This is a genomic window from Methanocaldococcus indicus, from assembly GCF_049554935.1.
GTDB classification, from domain to species: Archaea; AGJL01; Methanococci; order Methanococcales; family Methanocaldococcaceae; genus Methanocaldococcus; species Methanocaldococcus indicus.
Window position 1 is genome coordinate 146,665 of sequence record NZ_CP186926.1, and the last position, 16,886, is coordinate 163,550.

The following is a 16,886-nucleotide window of genomic DNA, read 5'->3' on the forward strand; positions in this document are numbered from 1 at the left end:
CAAGCGAGGGGCTTGCCTCAGCCCCAACCCTTTTGGATTGGGGACGCATTTCAATTGCATCCAATAGCACAAACCTGATTTTTGTAATGTTTTTAGGATTAAAACAATGTGGGTTATATTTAACATAGTAGTTATAACATAACACTTACAAAAACTAATGACACAAAAAAATAAGATAGTGAAATATATGATTTTAATAATAGCTGAAAAGCCAAGTGTTGCAAAAAAAATTGCTAATGCATTAGGAAAAGCTAAAAAAAAGATAATGAATAATGTTCCATATTATGAAGTAGAAAGAGATGGAAAAAAGATTTGTGTAGCAAGTGCAGTAGGACATCTATTTACATTAATAGAAAAAAACAAGGAATTTGGAAAGTATCCTGTTTTTGATATTAAATGGGCTCCTGCTTATATAGAGAAGGGAAAAGAGTATGTAAAAAATTATATTGATACATTAAAGGAGCTTTCAAAAGATGCTGAAGAGATATATATTGCAACAGATTATGATTTAGAGGGAGAGCTTATAGGATATCATGCATTAAAATACTGTTGTGGGAGAGATAAAGCTAAGAGAATGATTTTTTCATCATTAACTAAGAAAGAACTAATAAAAGCTTTTGAGAATCCTAAGAGTATAGATTATGGACTAGTTGATGCAGGAGAGTGTAGGCATATAGTAGATTGGTATTTTGGAATTAATTTATCAAGAGCTTTAATGAACTCATTGAGGGCTGTAAATAGATGGAAAGTTTTAAGTGTTGGGAGAGTCCAGGCCCCAGCTTTATCCTTCTTAACTGAAAGAGAAAAAGAAATAAAAAACTTTAAGCCAAAACCATATTGGATTTTATATCTCCTATTACAATCATTAAAAGCTTTACATAAAAAGGAAAAATTTTGGAATGAAGAAGAAGCTAAAAAGATATATAACAAAATTAAAGATGAAAAATATGCTGTTGTAAAAGATGTAAAGAAAACTAAAAAAGAGATAAAGCCTCCTGTTCCTTATGATTTAGGAACTTTACAAAGAGAAGCTTACAGTTATTTTAAAATCTCACCTAAAGAGACACAAGATATAGCACAAAAGCTTTATGAGAAAGGACTATGCATACATCCAGAGACACTAATACTATTACCTAATGGAACTAAGAAAATTAAGGAGTTAGATGATGAAGGAGAAATATTATGTTTAAATAACAGCTTAAAACTAACAAAATCCAAATATAAACTTTTAAAAAGAACTGTGAAAGAAAAACTTATAAAAATAACTTTAACTGATGGAACTGAACTTATTACTACAAAAGAACATCCAATTTTGGTTTATAGAAACAAGTTAATATTTATCCCAGCTGAAAAACTAAAAGAAAATGATAAAGTAGTAAAATTAAAATTATCAAATAATAAAGGATTAAATTTGGATAGATTTTCATCTAATTATATGGATAATAATTTAAAGAGGATAGTAGATGGAGATGTTTATATTCAAAAAGTTAAAAAAATTGAAGAGATTGATTATGAAGGAGAAGTTTATGATTTAGTAGTTGAGAAATATCATAACTTTATAGCAAACAATATAGTTGTGCATAACTGTTCTTATCCAAGGACATCAAGTCAAAAACTACCTAAGGATAATGAATACTTAAAATCTATCTTAAAAATTTTAGAAAAAAAACCTGAATATAGCTTATTTGCCAAGGAAATCTTAAAGAACAATTTAAAACCTGTTGAAGGTAAAAAGGATGATGCACATCCTGCTATACATGTTGTAGATATTCCAAAAGAAGAACTTTCAGAAAAAGAAAAGAAAATTTATGATTTAATAGCAAGAAGAACCTTAGCATCTTTCTATTACCCAATGATTAGAGAATATATAAAAGCAATTTTAGATGTAAAAGGAGAAGAGTTTATACTTTCAGGTGCTAAAACCATAGAAAAAGGTTGGTATGAAATTTTTCACTTTCCAAGATATGATGAGATAAATCTCAACCTTAAAAAAGGTGAAAAGGTAAAGATTGACAAAGTTGTTTTAGAAAAGAAAGAGACACAACCTCCTAAAAGATATACATTATCATCTATAATTAAAGAGCTTGAAAAAAGACAGTTAGGGACAAAATCCACAAGAGCAGAGATTATTGATAAATTAATAAAAAGAGGATATGTAAAAGAGGAGAATGGAAGTCTTTATGTTACTGAATTGGGAGAGAGTGTAGTAGAAACTCTAAAAAAGTTTTGTCCTGAAATAGTTGATGAGAAATTAACAAGAGACTTAGAGGAAAAATTGGAGAATATACAATATCAAAAAGTTAAAAAAGATAATGTTTTAAAAGAAACTGAGCAAAATCTTAGAAAAATTTTGGAAGAGTTTAAAAACAAAGAGAAAGATGTTGGAAAATTCTTGTCTGAGAAAGTAGATAAAGATGTTAAAGTTGTTGGACAGTGTGAATGTGGTGGTGATTTAATTTTAATTAGGCATAAAAAAGGAAGGTTTATTTCATGCTCAGAAAAATGTGGAAAAACATACTCTCTACCAAAAAAAGGAAAAATAGAAATTACTAAAAAGAAGTGTGAAGAGTGTGGCTCACCAATATTAAAAATAGAAAATAAGGAAGTTTGCATAAATCCAGAATGTCCATCCAAATCTAACATAAAGGAAAATAAAGAAAATATAGAAGAAAAAGATGAAAAAGTTTGCCCAAAGTGTGGCTCAAAATTGATTATAAAGAAAGGGATATATGGAGAGTTTTATGCCTGTCCAAACTATCCAAAGTGTAAATACACAGAGAGTATAAAAGAAGTTGTTGGTAAATGTCCAAAGTGTGGCTCAAACCTAATTATAAAAGTGGGAAAATATGGAAAATTTATTGGATGTGAGAACTATCCAAAATGTAAATATACTGAAAAAATTAAGAAATAAAATTCATTTTTTCTTTATAAAGTGACCAATAGTGAAATATTCTTCATCTCCTCCTGAGGTGTAGTAATCATAATCCTCTTTATCAGCTGTTAATTTTATTTTTAAAAACTTCTCTAATATTTTTATCTCCTTATCATTTGGTTCTAATTCATATCTTTCAAATTTTCTTAGTACAGTTTCTTTCATTTTCAATTTTTTAGCCAATTCTTCAATTGATAGTCCCATTTTTTCTCTTGCCTCTCTTATTACATCTCCATAATCCTCTCTTAAATCTGGAAGAGTATCAAATAAATCTCTATATGGTTTTTTTCTTTTTTGGTAAGTTGTTGATGATGTTATTAATTTTTTCTTTTTACCAATTCTTGAATAAGTTTTAGGAGTTTTACCAAACTTAGCACAATCTTTACATACTTGCATTTCAACTCCTTCAATACTTACTTTATAGAGTTTATCAACTAATTTCCCACACAATTCACAAGTCTTCATAACTTTTACCTAAAATAATTGTTTTGTAAAACTTTATATAGTATATCGTATATATAATTTTAACAAAACAAAATATTTATAGTGATAGTCATGACAGAAGAAAAAAAAGAAATAAAAATAGAGGTTCCTACTGATTTAGTTGAGAAAATAGAAAAGCTATCTGATTTTTTAAATAAAATTAAAAAGAAAGAAGTAATTAGCAAAGATAAAGTTGAGGAAATGTTAAAGATTTTGGATGAAATTAAACAAAGATTACCAAAGTTAGAGGTAGATTTAGAAAAAATTATGAAAGCATTAGAAGGAACTGGTAGTGAAGTAAAATTAACATTTAATGAGTTAAAATTAGATGGAGAAATTAGCTTAAAGATAATACCATTAGTTAAAGAAAAGAAAAAAGAGGAATAATATTGAAGTTTGAAGATTACTTAAATTATATTTTTTTATTTCAAGATGTAATAAAAGAAGGAAATTTAAAATTTGAGATTAAAAATCTCTTTTGTATTGTTGTTGATAACAAAACTATTTTAATAAATATATTGGATATTAAAAATTTAAAAAAGATAGTTAATCTTTTATCTATTTTACAAGAAGAGAGAAACAAAAAAAAAGATATTGATATTGTTGAGAAGTTAAAAGAGTTTAGAGAATTATTAAAATATTTGAACAATATAGGAAAAAAATTTAAAGACAACAAAAAGAAATTAATATTTTTATATAAAAATAGAGAGTTGTTCATCTTAGGAGAAGGTGGAGGAATATTTATAAAATACGCAAAAATTAATAAATTTGCTCTACTATCATTTATAAAAGAATTTTTAGAGAAATAGAATAAAGAGGGAATATATGTTAGAGCAAATAAAAAGAAATACTGTTGAGATTGTTAGTGAAGAAGAACTTAAAAAAATTTTAGAAAAAGATGAAAAAAAGGCATATATTGGTTTTGAGCCAAGTGGAAAGATACATTTAGGACATTATCTCCAAATAAAAAAAATGATGGATTTAGAGAAGGCAGGATTTGATATAATAATTTTATTAGCTGACTTACATGCATATCTAAATCAGAAAGGAACATTAGAAGAAATTAGAAAGATAGGAGAATACAACAAAAAAGTTTTTGAAGCTATGGGATTAAAAGCAAAATATGTATATGGAAGTGAATTCCAATTAAACAAAGATTATACATTAGATGTCTATAAGTTGGCTTTAAAAACAACTTTAAAAAGGGCAAGAAGAAGTATGGAGTTAATAGCAAGGGAAGATGAAAATCCTAAGGTAGCAGAAGTTATTTACCCTATAATGCAAGTTAATGACATAAAACATTTAGATGTTGATGTAGCAGTTGGAGGAATGGAGCAAAGAAAAATCCACATGTTAGCAAGAGAACTTTTAGATAAAAAAGTTGTTTGTATCCATAACCCTGTCTTAACTGGATTAGATGGAAAAGGTAAGATGAGCTCATCTAAGGGAAATTTCATAGCTGTTGATGACTCACCTGAAGAAATTAAAAGTAAGATAAAGAAAGCTTATTGTCCAATTGGAGTAATAGAAAATAATCCAATATTGGAGATAGCAAAATACTTTTTAGAGTATCCTTTAACAATAAAAAGACCTGAGAAGTTTGGGGGAGATTTAGAAATAGAGAGTTATGAAAAGTTAGAGGAATTATACAAAAATAAGGAGATACATCCATTAGATTTAAAAAATACTGTTGCAGAAGAATTAATAAAAATTTTAAAACCAATTAGGGAGAAATTATGAAAGTTGTTATTATTGGTGGAGGAGCAGCTGGATTAACAACAGCATCAACAATAAGAAAATACAACAAAGATATTGAAATATATGTAATAACTAAGGAGAAGGATATAGCTTATTCTCCATGTGCAATTCCTTATGTTATTGAAGGGAAAATAAAGAGTTTTGATGATATTATAATGCACACTCCTAAATATTACAAAGAAAAGAAAAATATTAACATATTAACTGAAACAGAGGCAGTAGATATAGACAGTAAAGAGCAAAAAGTTAAATGTGTAAAAGATGGGGAAGAGATTATTTTAGATTATGATTATTTAGTATTGGCTACTGGCTCCACTCCATTTATTCCTCCAATTGATGGAGTTAATTTAGAAGGAGTATTTACTGTAAAGAATATAGAAGATGGTAGGAAAATTTTAGAGTATATGAAAAAATGCAAGAGAGTTGCTGTTATTGGTGCTGGGGCTATTGGTTTAGAAATGGCCTATGCCTTTAAAAAAAGAGGATTAGATGTCTTAGTTGTTGAAATGGCTCCACAAATTTTACCAAGATTCTTAGACCCGGATATGGCAGAGATTGTTCAGAAGTATTTAGAGGATGAAGGAATTAAATTTATATTATCTAAGCCATTGGAGAAGATAATTGGTAAGGAAAGAGTAGAAGGGATATGTGTAGATAAAGTTGTTTATGATGTAGATATGGTTATTCTTTCTACTGGTGTAAGACCAAATATTGAATTAGCTAAAAAAGCAGGAGTAAATATTGGGAAGTATGCAATAAAAGTAAATGAAAAGATGCAAACATCTATAAATAATATATATGCTGTTGGAGATTGTGTTGAAGTTATTGATTTTATAACAAAAGAAAAAACTTTATCACCTTTTGGTTCAACTGCTGTTAGGCAGGGAAAAGTTGCAGGATTAAATATAGTGGGGAGAGAAGCTAAATTTACCCCTGTATTGAATTCAGCTGTTAGTAAGATAGGTAAGTTGGAAATAGCAGGGACTGGATTAACTGCTTTCTCAGCAAATTTAAAAAGAATTCCTGTTGTAGTTGGAAAAATAAAAGCTCTCAGTAGAGCAAGATACTATCCTGGTGGAAAAGATTTATATATAAAATTAATATTTGGAGACAACAGAAAAATATTAGGTGGGCAAATAGTTGGATATGAAAGAGTTTCTGAGAGAATTGATTTAATAAGTTTAGCTATTAGAAATGGTTTAACTGTTGAGGACTTATACTTAGGGGAATACTGTTACTGTCCTGCAACAAAGATGGTTAATGAGCCAATATCATTAGCTGCTGAGGATGCTCTAACTAAATTTTAAAAACTTTTTTTGTGTTCATTATGATTATAACTGTTGCCTCTGGAAAGGGAGGAGTTGGAAAGACAACTACATCTGCAAGTTTGGCTGTTGCATTGGCTAAGTTAGATAAGAAGGTTTTAGTTATTGATGGAGATATTTCTATGGCTAATTTAGGGATACTCTTTAATTTAGATAAGAAAAAACCTTCTTTACATGAAGTATTATGTGAAGAGTGTGATGTTAGAGAAGCAATTTATAAGCATAAAACAGGAGTTTATGTATTACCAACAAGCTTATCATTAGAAGGTTATAAAAAGGCAGATATTGATTTATTTCCAGATGTTGTCAATGAGATAGCAGATGATTATGATTATGTCATTATTGATGCACCTGCTGGATTAAATAGAGAGATGGCTACACATCTTGCAGTTGCTGATAAACTTCTTTTAGTTGTGACTCCTGAGATGTTCTCTATTGTAGATGCAGTAAGATTAAAAGAATCTGCTGAAATGGCTGGAACTCCTCTTTTAGGGATAGTTTTAAATAGAGTTGGAAGAGATTTTGGTGAGATGAGGAAGGATGAAATAGAGTTTTTAATAAAAGGGAAGGTTTTAGTAGAAATTCCAGAGGATGAAAATATAAGAAATGCAGCTTTAAAAAAGATGACAGTTCTTGAATATAAAAAGAATTCTCCAGCTTCATTAGCATATTTAAGATTAGCTTCCATAATAGCAGGAGTACCATTGGATATAGAAATTCCAATTGTTAGAAAAAAAGAGAGTTTAATTGATAAAATAAAAAAACTAATTTTTAGATAGTTATGATTTATAAAAAAATAGCCAATCTAAATAAAGAATTTAAACTATTAAATGAAGAGAAGATATTATTAGGAACTGATGGAAGTGTAACAAATATATTGGAGATTTTATTTGAAGATGAGTGCAAGGTTAAAACAATAAATCAGTATATTAAAGATAATATAAATTATAGAGAAGTTATACTTAAAGTTAGAGATGTTCCATTAGTTTATGCTATTTCAAAGACACCATTTGAAAATATAGAAGATGATTTAAGAGATGAGATAAAGAGGGATTTATTATCAGCAGATATACCAATTGGGAAAATTATAAAAAAGTATAATTTAGAGACAAGAAGAGAGATTAAAGAAGTAGGGATAAAAAAATTAGATAATTATCTAAAAAATTTACTAAAAACTAACTATGACTATCTCCCAAAAAGAACTTATAATATAATTTATAAAAATAAGATTTTAATGGAAATTTGTGAAATTTTTGCAATTAGAGGGAGATTATGAAAGAAGCTATGTTTTATGAAAAATTAAATGGAAATGTTAGATGTTTATTATGTCCAAGATACTGTATAATTCCAGAGGGAAAAGTTGGTTTTTGTAGGAACAGACAAAACATAAATGGCAAGTTATATGCTATTGGATATGGAAAAGTGTGTTCATTAGCCATAGACCCAATAGAGAAGAAGCCACTTTATCATTTTTATCCAGGGACTAATGTTTTATCATTAGCGATAGCGGGATGCAATTTTAGATGTATGCATTGTCAAAATTGGCAAGTTTCTCAAGTTTCTCCTTTGGATGTTCCATATAAGGAGATGTCTCCAGAGGATGTTATTAATCTTGCTAAATATTACAATTCTCCAGGAGTTTGTTATACTTATACAGAGCCAACAGTATATTATGAGTTTATGTATGACACATCTAAATTGGCTCATGAACATAATTTATTCAATGTTATGGTTACAAATGGATATATAAATGAGGAACCTCTCAAAATTCTGCCAATGGATGCTATGAATATAGATATAAAAGGTAATGAGAGATTTTATAATGAGATATGTAAAGCTGAATTAGAGCCTGTTTTAAAAACTTGTAAGTTGGCTAAAAAATTAGGTATTTGGATTGAGATAACTAACCTTATAGTTCCTGGCTATAATGATAATTTAGAAGATATAATGTTTATTATTGAATTTGTTAGAGATGAGTTAGGGAGAGAGGTTCCTCTTCACTTTACAAGATTTCATCCAGATTATAAACTGTTAGATGTTCCACCAACACCAATAGAAACATTAGAAAAAGCAAGAGAATTAGCTTTAAAAGCTGGTTTAAAGTATGTTTATATAGGAAACGTTCCAGGACATGAAGGAGAACATACTTATTGTCCAGAATGTGGAGCCTTGTTAATTAAAAGAGATATATTTAATATAGAGTTTGTTAATTTAGATGTAGAAAATAAAGAATGTATAGTTTGTGGAGAGAAAATAGATATTATATTATAACCATTTATCCAAAGTTATTTTTTCTTTATAGTAGTTTATTTTTTGTGGATAGAAAGAAATTTCTCCATATTTTCCACCACCACCAGGAACAATATATATTTTATTTTCTCTGAATAGTTTTATTGTATTTGCTACTCTATCATTTATATTTTTTAATTCTTCTATATCAACATTTATCAAAACATTTATCTCATTTTTGTATTTTTCTATAAATTTTTCCCAAATTGTTTGGACAGTTTTTGTTAGAACACCTCTATTGTAAGTTAAACTTATAATTTCTGCCAATGGGATGATATGGATATACTTTGCTCTAAAAGTTGGATGTTCTACTTTTCCATCACTTAGTTCAAGGACTCTATCATAAACACCCTTTTTTACTCTTCCACCACATTCAGGACATTTCCAATTAAATTTTTTAGCATCATCTAATTTAAACTTAATATAACATTTAGAGCAAGCAGTTAAATGATACTTTCCCAACTCTGGGAATAGGCCAACATTACTAACAACTTTTTTATGTTTAATAGCCTTTTTTATCCCCTCAAAATTTTCCTCAATATTTCCAATACTATCAACTTTTAAAATGTTGAACTCTCTTCCTAATCTATGTGGATGATATGAATGTGCATCAGAGTTTGACAAAAAAACAAACTCTCTCAATTCTTTAATCATATCAGCCATTTTAGTATCAGCAGATAAACCCAACTCAATAAAATCAGGTTTTTTTTCATAACATTGATAAATTGAATCAAAAGTTTTATAGATAGATGTCCAAGGAGTAAAAGCATGAGCAGGCCCTATTAATCCATCAACATCTCTTACAAAATCTAAAATTTCTCTTCCAGACAAATAGACTTTTGGCCTTCCTTCTGTATCTAAATCTTTTGAGTATCTTTTAAATTTCTCTCTTAGTTCTTCCACTTTCTCTATAGAAGGTAAAATTATAAGATGATGAACTCTATCCTTATCCTCAACCTCAGTAGTTAATATAATTTCTCTATCTTTAAATTTTTTAATTTCTTCTAAGTATTTTGGATTTAAGCAGTCTCCTGTTCCTACTATATCTAAACCCTTAATTTTACTGTATTTTAGTATATTCTCTATATTCATATCTTTTGAAGTTCCACCAGAATATTTAGAATGAATATGAAAATCTACATTTACAAGCATTTACATCCTCTCAGGACATTCTATTCCCAATAAATTTAATCCAGTTTCAATAGTATTTTTAGTTTTTTCAACAAGATATAATCTAAATTTCTTTAAATCTTCATTACTTTCTTTTAAAATAGGACATTTTTCATAGAATTTATTGAATATTTTAGCTAATTCTATTAAATAGTTGGCTAATAAAGAAGGCTTTTTATTTTTAACAACTTCCTCAACAGCATATCTAAATTCATATATTTGCTTTATTAGTTCTTTCTCTTCTTTACATAAATCTACTTTTTTAAGTTCTCCTTTGTCTTTCTCTAATAATCTTATACATCTAACATATGCATACTGTATAAATGGACTTCCAGATTTTTCAAAATCTAATGCATCCTCCCATTTAAATATAAAAGATTTTTCAGGAGAAACTTTAACAATATTGAATCTAACAGCACCAACTGCTATTTTTTTTGCAATATCCTCTGATATATTTCTTTTTTTACATTCCTCTAATGCTCTTTTATATGCCTCCTCCAAAAATTCATCTGTTGAAATAAATCTACCTCTTCTTGTGCTCATAGAGCCCTCTGGAAGAGAGATAAATTCATAAAACACTATCTCAGGAACATCTGAATTTAACAACTTTAAAGCACATTTTAACATTTCAGCAGTTAGTTTATGGTCTGCTCCAAGAACATCAATACACTTTCCTTTTTTTATTTTATCAAAGTGATAAGCTATATCTCTTGTAGTGTAGAGAGTAGTTCCATCTTCTCTTGTTAATACTAATCTTTTTTCAATGCCAAAATCTTCTAAATTTAATTTTAACACATTTCCTTCTTCCTCAACTTTTCCAGTTTCTTTTAACATCTCTAAAATCTCATAAACTAACCCATTTTTTATATAGTTACTTTCCCAAACAAATACATCATGTTCTATATTTAGGTTATTTAGAGTTTCTTTAATTCCATCTAAACAGTATTCAACAGCAAACTTATACTTTTTAGTTATTTCATTTTCTATATTATTTTTTAATGAGTTCTCATACTCTACCATTAATTTTTTAATTTCATCCTCTAAATCTTTATTTTCTTCCAATAACTTATTAATTTTTATATATATCTCTGCTATGGCATGGTCTTTCTTTTTTTCTTTGTCCAAAGTAAATTTTTCTAATCCCAAAACTACAAGAGCCATCTGTCTGCCCATATCATTGACATAGTAGTGAGTTTCAACATCATAGCCATAAAATTTAAATATTCTCTTTAAACTATCTCCAATTATTGCATTTCTTAAATGTCCTATATGAAGAGGACCATTAGGATTTGCTGATGTGTGCTCTAAAATTATTTTTTTATTCTTTTTTTCAAATTTTGTATCTAAATATTTAGCTATCTCAAAATAATCTAAATAGAAGTTTATATATCCTCCAAAAACCTTTATATCTTCTACTCCTAAAATGTTCTTTTCTTTTAGTTTTTTAGCAATCTCTTCAGCAATTTCCTTAGGATTTTTTTTCAATTCTTTTGCTAATTTAAATACATTTATACAATAATCTCCCATATCAATATTTGGTGTTTTATCTACTTTTGCATCTAAAAATTCCTTAACATTTTTTTCAATCTCTCTTTTTATATCCATAAATCTCCCTCATTTTATTGTTATTTTTGCATTTAAGAATACTGGACCTCTAACATCAATAACTTTATTTTCTCCCATAATTTGCTTTAAAGCAAGTTCGTCAATTTTTAGATTTATATCACTTAAACTTCTAACAATTGGAACTCTAAAACTAAATTCATCAATATTAGATAAAAGAGCCTCCTCAATTTTAGCTGTTAATTTTAGAATAACACTTTCAATATACTTAATATTTAAGCAAACTCCTTCTTCTTTAGCTTTTTTTAGTATCTTTTTATACTCTTCTTTAATTCCTTCCAAACTTTCAGGAATTCCATATATATTTCCATCATAGATATAGATATCATTTAAAACAGCAGGACCAAGAAGTTTTTTACCTTCTTCTTTTTCATAGATATTGACAATAATCTCTCTTTTTTCAGAGTTGAACATTAGTTCTTTAACTATATCTATGGAGCAGGGAGCCTCTAAATCTTTATTTTCAATACATTTATTTATTATTTCATAAGAAAACTGGTAGAGTTCATCTAATATTGGATATTTATCAACTTTAATTAATTCAGCTATTTCTTTATCATCTAATCTGTAATCATAGAATTGAGGATACACCATCTTTCTAACGTCATCGTAGTTGTATAGAATCATTGCCAATCTTTCTACACCTAAACCTAAGTTCATAACTGGGACATCTATATTGTAGTTGGATAAAGCTATTGGACAATAAACTCCAAAAGTTGCAACTTCTAACCAACCTATTTTAGGATGATATGCATAAACCTCTGTCTGTGTTTCAGGGACATAGTATTTACTTCTTTTTTCATCTAATTTAAATTTAAATCTTTCAAATCCAAACTGTCCTAATAAAGCTTCTGCAACAGCCTTACCATCATCTACATTTACATCTTCTCCAACAATAACACATGAAGCAGAATGATAACTCATAAGGTGACTCCTATCTTCTCTCTGTTCTCTTCTAAAACATCTATCAATTGAGAATAATTTTAAAGGTAATTTTCTTTTTTTAATTAATGAGCTTATAGTAATAAACCATCCAGAGGTCATATGGCTTCTTAATGTTAAATCTGTTGGAAGAGGTTTTAATTCTTTAAACTCAGGAAAAGCCTTTTCTAAAATTTTCAATGAAAGTTCATCTGATATATTTAGAGATTTAGCAATCTCTAAAACTAAATCATCTCCATCAATTGCTCCTTTTTTATATAGATGAAGTGTCTCTCTTAACTTTTCTTTTTTCTCATCATCTAATTTAACTCCTAAACTTTCAATAATCTCAATTTTTTCATTACTTATACCTACATCAGGTCTTGGTAAGCCTGCTAAATAAAAACATCTATCTAAGACAGCCAAAGCTTCTGGACCAAATTGATTATAAATATCTCTTTCAGATACTATAATTGGATTTATAACTTCTTCAAATCCCATTCTTAAATAAGCTTGTCTTAATCTTTCAATAGTTTCCATAACAGGATGAACTTTTCCAAATTCTATTTTTATTCTTGGATATCTTTGGTTTATATGTTTCTCTTTTATTAGTTCCTTACTTTTTAACCAAGCTTTTTCAAAATCTTTTTTAGCAAGATTTTTAATTTCTTCAAACATTTTAAACCCCTCTAAGTGAAAGGTTATTAGCAAAAAAATTATATATTTATCAAATAGATATAATCTTTTTAAAAATAATTTATCTGATATAAAAAAATTTTATAAGGGGATACAATTTGCTACCAAAAGATACATTGAAAAAGGATATGTTTGCAGAATTTACACTTAATAAATCTTTTAACACATATAAAGGTAGAGTGTTAAAGGCAGATTTTAACAGTCCATTGGAAGGAGTTGTAGTAGTTAATAGAAAAGACCAAATATACTTTTATCCTCTTTTAGCTTTGCATATGATTAAGCCAACAAATTGTTTTCCAACAAATGTGATTCCTAAAACATCTCTTCCAGTTAATCCTAAGAATATTCATATAAAAGAAGCATTATCAAGAATTGTAGGAAGGACTGTTAAAATATTCTATGAAAATCCAAAAACATCATATTTAGGTAGATTATTAGGATTTACAAGAGGTTGTTTTTCTTGGAGTTTGGTTATGGAAATACATGGAGAAATTTATATCTTCTTAAATCCTGATTATATGATGTATTATGGGACAGTTTGGAAATTTTTAAAAAATAACCCACCTTATGAAAGACCCAAATTAATGAATATAACCAAGACGGCACAATATTTAAAGAGATGTTTATTAGAAGATGTTAAGATTGAATCAAGTTATCCAAGAATAAATATAGATAATAAGGTGTTTGTATATCCTTATGGTGTTGTTGGAGAAGATGACTATTTAAAAGAAACAGTAATGGAAATATTAAAAGAGAAAGAATTTTTATCCTAAAATTTAAATTTTAGAAGGTAATAATATGAGAGCTATATCTATATTAAGTGGGGGATTAGATTCAACAGTAGCAACTCTAATAGCTAAGAAAGAAGGTTATGATATTTTGGCATTGACTTTTAACTATGGACAAAAAGCTGCTAAGAGAGAGATAAATTCTGCAAAAAAGATAGCTGAAATTTTGGGAATAGAGCATTTAGTTATTAACTTAGATTTTGTTAAAATGTTTAAAAAAAGTGCTTTAATAACAAACAAAGACATTCCTAAGTTAAAAATAGAGGATTTAGACAAAGATATTGTTTATGAAACTATGAAAGCTGTTTGGGTTCCTGCAAGAAATGTAATATTTTTGGCTATTGCAGCAGGTTTTGGTGAAGATAGAGATGCTAAAAAAATATTTATTGGAATAAATAAAGAAGAAGGAACAACATTTCCAGATAATACATTAGAGTTTATTGATAGATACAACAAGGTTTTAGAGTTGGGGACATTAAACAAAATTAAAATTGAAGCACCTCTTTATAATCTAACTAAGGAAGAAATAGTTAAATTAGGAAAAAATTTAGAAGAAGAGTTAAATGTTGAAATTTTGAAGTATTCATATTCATGTTATAAAGACAATGGAGAGGACTTTTTACATTGTGGAGAATGTGAAAGTTGTGTAAGAAGAAAAAGAGCATTTATATTAGCTAATGTTAAGGATGAGACAAAATATATTAAATGAAACTTTAAATTAAAATAAATATCCTCAAAAAACTGAGGATTGTATTATTTGAGATATTAATGAAAAGTAAAACTACAAAAAGAAGGTTAAAAACATTAAAATAAATAAAACTAAATCATTTCAATAAATGCCTCTAATCTTGTTTTTAGTTGTTCTCTATCACTTTCAGAGTAATCTGTCTCAATTCTAATAATAGGAATTCCTTCCTCTTTTAAAGCATCCTCTACTTTTTTTCCTTCAATATTGAATGTATGACAGTATTGTAATGTGTAATAAACTACTCCATCAACATCTAACTCTTTAACTAATCTTTTTATATTTTCAATTCTTTCATCATTTTTATATCTGCAAGCACAAGGAATTTTGAAGTATCTTTTTGCAATATCCTCTATACTATAACCTTCAACAAAATTCTCAAAATATCTTGTTCCAGTACAACTTTCTTCCCCAACAACAACTCCACCAACTTCTTCAATTAATTCAACAATTTTATTGTTCCCTGCAACCATAGGACATCCAGTTATTAAAATTCTTTTTCCATCATAACCTTCTCCTTTCTTAACTCTTTCCTCTAACTCTTTAATTAAATCTTCTAAGATTTCTATTGTATCATCAATATCCAACAAATAAGCAAATTGGAATAATTTTAAAACATCTAATCCTTTTATTGGAGCTGGTTTATTCTTTCTTAATTCATAGAGTTTATAAAATAATTCTCTAAGTTTATTTACTTTATCTACTGCTTCTTTTAATTTTTCTTCAGTTATTTTATTTCCTGTCTCTTTCTCAACTAATTCTTTTAACTTTTCAACTTCTTTTATCCAGATTTTTAAAGAATCCTCATCTTTCATATGAGGAAGATGCATAATATGCATAGGAACCATTTTTTCCATCAATTCAAACATCTTCTTTTTACCTTCACAAGTAGTTTCTCCAATAACTATATCTGATGCCTCAAAATAAGGGCATGATTTTGCTTTTTTAAATCCATAAGATGATTTTATTAAAGGGCAGAGATTTCTTGGTAAATCTTCTTCAGCTATTGGGATTGTATCATTTTTACCCCCACACAAACCTACTGGAATTGCATTAGCAGCTAATATAATCTCTATTGGAACATAAGCACAAAACATACCAAAAACTTTTCTACCTTCTTCTTTTTGTTTGTAGAGTTGTTCTTTTCTATTCTTGAATTTTTCCATTAACTTTTCAATTGCTTTTAGTTTCATAAATCTCACCAAAAAGTAGTTTGTAAATTTTTTATTATTATTGAAAATATATGTTTAGCTATTAGAAAATTTAATATCCTAAAAGAGCAGCACCAACACAACACACAATTTGTGGCTCATTTGGAACAAAAATATTTTTGTCTATTCTACTTTTTAATTTCTCAACAAATATTTTGTTTTTTGCAACTCCTCCACTAAACACAATATTATTAATTTTTAATCTATTAATCATTGGAATAACTCTATCTATTATACTATCATAAACTCCCATTAAAATTTCTTCTTTTGGAACTTTTTTAGATAGTAAGCTTATTATTTCACTTTCAGCAAAAACAGCACACATTGATGATATTTTGGCAGATTTTTCTGATTTAATTTTATTAATATCTTCCTTTTTGATTTTTAAGATATCTAATGCCTTCTCTAAAAACTTTCCTGTTCCTGCTGCACATTTATCAGATAGAATAAAGTCCAAAACATTTCCATCTTTATCAATTTTTAAAACCTTTGTATCTTGCCCTCCAATATCTAAGACACCATCAGCCTCTTTAAAAAAATAATTTGCACCTTTTCCCAATGCTATAACTTCTGGAACTACCTTATCAGCAAAACTAATTTTATGCCTACCATATCCAGTTGCTATAATTTTGTCTATTTGATATTTTTCCTTAATGTCTTTAACAATTTTTAATAATGTATCTTCATCAATAACAACTCCAATATCTATAATATCATAAAAAACTATTGAATTCTCTTCCATTCCTACAATTTTTGTGGTTGTTGAGCCAACATCTATACCTAAAATCATCTATATCACAATATATTATTGTTATTAACAATAAAATTAATAAACTATTAAACTAAACTATTAACTATTAGATAAACTATTAAAACCTACTTATCAGCTAAATTAATATCTTAGCTGAAAACTCTTTTTTGATTATTTAATGTTTTTAATTTATT

The 16,886-nt window shown here is 27.7% G+C and carries 16 protein-coding genes; 10 read left to right on the forward strand and 6 right to left on the reverse strand.

Annotation, left to right across the window (positions count from 1 at the left end; genetic code table 11):
• The first annotated feature begins 187 nt into the window (after window positions 1-187).
• Entirely contained in the window at window positions 188-2,911 is a 2,724-nt protein-coding gene (topA, locus tag ACPB8Q_RS00845) for a DNA topoisomerase I (protein ID WP_423792776.1), read from the forward strand.
• Between the two features lie 3 nt (window positions 2,912-2,914).
• On the opposite strand, the gene ACPB8Q_RS00850 is transcribed toward topA, so the two are convergent.
• Window positions 2,915-3,397, reverse strand: coding sequence for a multiprotein bridging factor aMBF1 (locus tag ACPB8Q_RS00850; protein ID WP_423792777.1), 483 nt, complete (start codon window positions 3,395-3,397; stop codon window positions 2,915-2,917).
• 90 nt (window positions 3,398-3,487) lie between these two features.
• On the opposite strand from ACPB8Q_RS00850, the gene ACPB8Q_RS00855 reads away from it, so the two are divergent.
• From ACPB8Q_RS00855 to amrS, 7 genes are read left to right on the forward strand one after another with little or no spacing between them, the layout of a single operon-like run.
• A complete protein-coding gene (locus tag ACPB8Q_RS00855) occupies window positions 3,488-3,802 on the forward strand; it encodes a hypothetical protein (RefSeq protein ID WP_423792778.1) in 315 nt (104 codons plus the stop codon).
• Between the two features lie 2 nt (window positions 3,803-3,804).
• The gene (locus ACPB8Q_RS00860; protein ID WP_423792779.1) at window positions 3,805-4,224 is read left to right on the forward strand and encodes a hypothetical protein; all 420 of its coding nucleotides are present in this window, start codon (window positions 3,805-3,807) and stop codon (window positions 4,222-4,224) included.
• 16 nt (window positions 4,225-4,240) lie between these two features.
• A complete protein-coding gene (locus ACPB8Q_RS00865) occupies window positions 4,241-5,155 on the forward strand; it encodes a tyrosine--tRNA ligase (protein ID WP_423792780.1) in 915 nt (304 codons plus the stop codon).
• Window positions 5,152-6,480, forward strand: coding sequence for an NAD(P)/FAD-dependent oxidoreductase (locus tag ACPB8Q_RS00870; protein ID WP_423792781.1), 1,329 nt, complete (start codon window positions 5,152-5,154; stop codon window positions 6,478-6,480). Before ACPB8Q_RS00865 ends, ACPB8Q_RS00870 begins: the two co-directional genes overlap by 4 nt.
• 20 nt (window positions 6,481-6,500) lie before the next feature.
• Window positions 6,501-7,277 carry a cell division ATPase MinD gene (minD, locus tag ACPB8Q_RS00875; RefSeq protein ID WP_423792782.1) on the forward strand — a complete coding sequence of 259 codons (777 nt, stop codon included), beginning with the start codon at window positions 6,501-6,503 and terminating at the stop codon, window positions 7,275-7,277.
• A gap of 2 nt (window positions 7,278-7,279) precedes the next feature.
• On the forward strand, window positions 7,280-7,774 hold the full coding sequence (locus ACPB8Q_RS00880) for a chorismate pyruvate-lyase family protein (protein ID WP_423792783.1): 495 nt from the start codon (window positions 7,280-7,282) through the stop codon (window positions 7,772-7,774).
• Complete coding sequence (gene amrS / locus ACPB8Q_RS00885; RefSeq protein ID WP_423792784.1) at window positions 7,771-8,769, forward strand: AmmeMemoRadiSam system radical SAM enzyme; 999 nt, start codon at window positions 7,771-7,773, stop codon at window positions 8,767-8,769. The genes ACPB8Q_RS00880 and amrS overlap by 4 nt, the downstream gene beginning before the upstream one ends.
• Here the strand turns inward: amrS and ACPB8Q_RS00890 are convergent.
• The 3 genes from ACPB8Q_RS00890 to sepS are packed head-to-tail and all read right to left on the reverse strand — an operon-like array spanning window position 8,764 to window position 13,179.
• Window positions 8,764-9,939 carry an endonuclease Q family protein gene (locus tag ACPB8Q_RS00890; RefSeq protein WP_423792785.1) on the reverse strand — a complete coding sequence of 392 codons (1,176 nt, stop codon included), beginning with the start codon at window positions 9,937-9,939 and terminating at the stop codon, window positions 8,764-8,766. The two genes, amrS and ACPB8Q_RS00890, sit on opposite strands and share 6 nt — an antisense overlap.
• Window positions 9,940-11,562 carry an arginine--tRNA ligase gene (gene argS, locus ACPB8Q_RS00895; RefSeq protein ID WP_423792786.1) on the reverse strand — a complete coding sequence of 541 codons (1,623 nt, stop codon included), beginning with the start codon at window positions 11,560-11,562 and terminating at the stop codon, window positions 9,940-9,942.
• Between the two features lie 9 nt (window positions 11,563-11,571).
• The gene (gene sepS, locus ACPB8Q_RS00900) at window positions 11,572-13,179 is read right to left on the reverse strand and encodes an O-phosphoserine--tRNA ligase (RefSeq protein WP_423792787.1); all 1,608 of its coding nucleotides are present in this window, start codon (window positions 13,177-13,179) and stop codon (window positions 11,572-11,574) included.
• A 116-nt stretch (window positions 13,180-13,295) separates the two neighbouring features.
• On the opposite strand from sepS, the gene ACPB8Q_RS00905 reads away from it, so the two are divergent.
• Complete coding sequence (locus ACPB8Q_RS00905; RefSeq protein ID WP_423792788.1) at window positions 13,296-13,970, forward strand: hypothetical protein; 675 nt, start codon at window positions 13,296-13,298, stop codon at window positions 13,968-13,970.
• Window positions 13,971-13,995: 25 nt separating this feature from the next.
• The gene (gene queC, locus ACPB8Q_RS00910) at window positions 13,996-14,694 is read left to right on the forward strand and encodes a 7-cyano-7-deazaguanine synthase (protein ID WP_423792789.1); all 699 of its coding nucleotides are present in this window, start codon (window positions 13,996-13,998) and stop codon (window positions 14,692-14,694) included.
• Between the two features lie 110 nt (window positions 14,695-14,804).
• Here queC and ACPB8Q_RS00915 read toward each other — a convergent pair whose 3' ends face one another.
• Together ACPB8Q_RS00915 and ACPB8Q_RS00920 are read right to left on the reverse strand one after the other, a co-directional pair.
• Window positions 14,805-15,923 (reverse strand): double-cubane-cluster-containing anaerobic reductase, encoded by a 1,119-nt coding sequence (locus ACPB8Q_RS00915; RefSeq protein ID WP_423792790.1) that lies wholly within the window; start codon window positions 15,921-15,923, stop codon window positions 14,805-14,807.
• Window positions 15,924-15,993: 70 nt separating this feature from the next.
• Window positions 15,994-16,731, reverse strand: a complete 738-nt coding sequence (locus ACPB8Q_RS00920; RefSeq protein ID WP_423792791.1) for an acyl-CoA dehydratase activase — start codon at window positions 16,729-16,731, stop codon at window positions 15,994-15,996.
• Window positions 16,732-16,886 lie beyond the last annotated feature (155 nt).

Excerpts from the sequence above, each read along its gene's own strand:
- sepS (WP_423792787.1), bottom strand. The coding sequence starts at position 13,179 with ATGTTTGAAGAAATTAAAAATCTTGCTAAAAAAGATTTTGAAAAAGCT.
- amrS (WP_423792784.1), top strand. The coding sequence starts at position 7,771 with ATGAAAGAAGCTATGTTTTATGAAAAATTAAATGGAAATGTTAGATGT.
- queC (WP_423792789.1), top strand. The coding sequence starts at position 13,996 with ATGAGAGCTATATCTATATTAAGTGGGGGATTAGATTCAACAGTAGCA.
- argS (WP_423792786.1), bottom strand. The coding sequence starts at position 11,562 with ATGGATATAAAAAGAGAGATTGAAAAAAATGTTAAGGAATTTTTAGAT.
- ACPB8Q_RS00865 (WP_423792780.1), top strand. The coding sequence starts at position 4,241 with ATGTTAGAGCAAATAAAAAGAAATACTGTTGAGATTGTTAGTGAAGAA.
- ACPB8Q_RS00890 (WP_423792785.1), bottom strand. The coding sequence starts at position 9,939 with ATGCTTGTAAATGTAGATTTTCATATTCATTCTAAATATTCTGGTGGA.
- topA (WP_423792776.1), top strand. The coding sequence starts at position 188 with ATGATTTTAATAATAGCTGAAAAGCCAAGTGTTGCAAAAAAAATTGCT.
- ACPB8Q_RS00855 (WP_423792778.1), top strand. The coding sequence starts at position 3,488 with ATGACAGAAGAAAAAAAAGAAATAAAAATAGAGGTTCCTACTGATTTA.
- ACPB8Q_RS00915 (WP_423792790.1), bottom strand. The coding sequence starts at position 15,923 with ATGAAACTAAAAGCAATTGAAAAGTTAATGGAAAAATTCAAGAATAGA.
- minD (WP_423792782.1), top strand. The coding sequence starts at position 6,501 with ATGATTATAACTGTTGCCTCTGGAAAGGGAGGAGTTGGAAAGACAACT.
- ACPB8Q_RS00870 (WP_423792781.1), top strand. The coding sequence starts at position 5,152 with ATGAAAGTTGTTATTATTGGTGGAGGAGCAGCTGGATTAACAACAGCA.
- ACPB8Q_RS00920 (WP_423792791.1), bottom strand. The coding sequence starts at position 16,731 with ATGATTTTAGGTATAGATGTTGGCTCAACAACCACAAAAATTGTAGGA.
- ACPB8Q_RS00880 (WP_423792783.1), top strand. The coding sequence starts at position 7,280 with ATGATTTATAAAAAAATAGCCAATCTAAATAAAGAATTTAAACTATTA.
- ACPB8Q_RS00850 (WP_423792777.1), bottom strand. The coding sequence starts at position 3,397 with ATGAAGACTTGTGAATTGTGTGGGAAATTAGTTGATAAACTCTATAAA.